The sequence below is a fragment of the Spiroplasma endosymbiont of Lariophagus distinguendus genome (assembly GCF_023846195.1).
Taxonomy (GTDB): Bacteria; Bacillota_I; Bacilli_A; order Mycoplasmatales; family VBWQ01; genus Spiroplasma_E.
The window spans coordinates 1-2,943 of record NZ_JALMUW010000086.1 but is presented as its reverse complement, the minus strand read 5'-3'; the positions used below and the strand labels follow the sequence as shown (position 1 = coordinate 2,943).

At 24.9% G+C, this 2,943-nt stretch carries 1 protein-coding gene; it reads right to left on the bottom strand.

Annotated features, from left to right (window positions below; genetic code table 4):
* Positions 1-46: 46 nt before the first annotated feature.
* The gene (locus M0D11_RS05510; protein ID WP_252320845.1) at positions 47-2,674 is read right to left on the bottom strand and encodes a valine--tRNA ligase; all 2,628 of its coding nucleotides are present in this window, start codon (positions 2,672-2,674) and stop codon (positions 47-49) included.
* Between the last annotated feature and the right edge of the window lie 269 nt (positions 2,675-2,943).

The window sequence follows — 2,943 nt, the reverse complement described above, 5'->3', positions numbered from 1 at the left end:
CTGGAAAATAATGAAATTTTTCAACTTGAATTAAAATAAAAGTTTTTTATAATTCTTTAATCTTGGCATTGATTAAAATTTTTTGATTTTGATACTTTTCTAATTTTTGCTTTTCTATTTCAACTTTTGTTGGTGGTGCCTTTGCTAAAAATTGTTGGTTACTTAAAATATCTTTACTACGTTTTATTTCATTTTCAATATAAACTAATTGCTCTTTTAATTTTGCTAATTGTTCTTCTTTATTAAATAAATTTGAAACATTAATTTCTATTACTGCTGAATTAATAATTTTAATTATTTTATTATTAACAGACAACGGACTATCACTAATAGTAACAATTTGACTATTAGTTAATTGTAATAAATAAGGATTTAAAGTATTTTTTTCTAATTCAAAAAAAGAATTAGTCGTATTGATATGAATAGTTAACGGTAATTTTAAAAATAAATTAAGTTCTTTACGAATTTCTCGAATATTACCAATAATTTCAATTAATATTTCAACAAATTGTGTTACATCTTTTGTTTTTTTCATAACTTTAACTTTAGGAAACTTATTTGTTAAAATGCTATTTTTATACCCCATTTCTTCATAAATTGCTTCTGTGATAAAGGGAATAAAGGGATGAACCATAATAATAATTTGTTGTAAAACATAATATAATGTTTGTAATGAGTTACTTTGTTGCTCTTGATTTTGTAAATTAACTTTATTTAATTCAATATATCAAGAACAATATTTATTTCATATAAAATTTGATAGTGCTTTAACTACTAAAACAAATTCATATTTTTCCATATATTGCTCTACATAAATAATCAATTGATTAAGTTCTTGTAAAATTCATTGATCAATAAATGATAATGAATTATTATAAACAATATTTTCATCCAATTGAAAATTATCATCAATATTCATTAGTACATAACGTGCAGCGTTTCATAACTTATTATTGAAATTTCAAGCTGACTCAACTTTAGTAATACTAAATCTTAAATCTTGACCCGGAGCACAATTGCTAACTAAAAAGTAACGTAAAGCATCCGCACCATACTTTTTAATAACTTCCATTGGATCAATTCCATTATTTAATGATTTTGACATTTTTCTACCTTGTTCATCACGAATTAAACCATGAATTAAAACATTAGTAAATGGTTTTTGATTAGTAAATTTTCAACCCATAAACATCATTCGTGCAACTCAAAAAAATAAAATATCATAAGCAGTAACTAATACTGATATTGGATAATATTTTTGCAAATCAACATTTTTTTGTGGTCAATCCAAGGTTACAAAAGGTCATAAACCACTAGAAAATCATGTATCTAATACGTCTGATTCTTGAATATAATCGTTAATTGGTGATGGTGGATTAGTATCAACATAAATTTTCTTAGTTTTTTTATGATATCAAACTGGAAACGAATGACCTCATCACAATTGACGAGAAATACATCAATCTTGAATATTATTTAATCACTGCAAAAGTTGTTGTTCAAATAATATTGGATGAAAATCAATCTTTGTTTTCTTATTTTTTTGTTTATAAATAATCATTTCAACTAATGGTTTCATTTTTATGAATCATTGTTGTGATAAATATGGTTCAATAATAGCGTTACTTCTTTCTGAATAACCAACTTGATGAAGATGGTCTTCAACCTTTACAACTAAATTTTCTTTTCTTAATTGTTCAACTAATTGTTTACGACATACCATTCGATCTTGATTAATATATGATTGTGCTAATTCATTCATAGTTCCATCAACATTCATACAAATAGGCATTGCTAAATTGTGACGTAATGCAATTTCATAGTCATTAGCATCATGAGCTGGTGTACATTTCATAGCACCTGTTCCAAAATTCATATCAACATAATCATCAGCAATGACTTTAATTAACATTTTATTAGCCGGATTAACAACCATTTTACCAATAAATTGTAAATAACGTTTATCTTTACTATTTACAACTATACACTGATCAGCAAACATTGTTTCTGGTCTGGTAGTAGCAATAGTAATAAATTCACTACTATTTTCTATAAAATATTTTAAATAATACATTTTTCCTTTTGTTTCATGATAATTTACTTCAATATTAGAAATAGCGGTTTTTAATTCTGGATCTCAATTTACTATCTTTTTTCCTCGATAAACTAAACCTTCTTTATATAACTTTACAAATACTTCATTAACTGCTTGCTTAACATTTTCATCTAAAGTAAATACTTCATGCGAATAATCTAATGCTAAACCAAGTTTTGCTCACTGTTTTCTTATGTTTTGTGCATATTCTGTTTTTCATTTTCATGCTTGTTGTAAAAATTTATCTTTACCTAATTCTTGCAAATTAAGTTTTTGTTCTTCTTTAATACGTTGTGCAACTTTAACTTGCGTGGCAATGCCAGCATGATCCATACCAGGTATAAATAAAGTATTAAATCCTTGTAAACGTTTATAACGAATTAATAAATCTTGGATAGTACTATCTCAAGCATGACCTAAATGTAAAAGTCCGGTTACATTAGGTGGTGGTAAGATAATAGAAAATGTAGGATTAATAGAACTAACATTTGCCTTAAATAATCCAGATTTTACTCATTGTTCATAACGATCCTTTTCAATTTCAATATGATTATATTTTTTGTTTAAATTTCTATTCATTTGTTATACTCCTTTTTAAAATAAAAAAACATTCCACAAATAGGAACGTTTTTTAACGCGGTACCATCCTAATTCATTTACAAAGTAAATGCACTTAATTATTATTTAAATTGCTAATAATATAAGTTACCTTCAAATTAAACTTGCTTAGTTTACAGCAACCACTAAGTCTCTAAATTACCATTTAATTTTACTCTTTTATATTTTAAATTAATTATGTATTTTATTTTACATTGTTAATTTTAAAAAACAAGACATTTGAGAAAAGG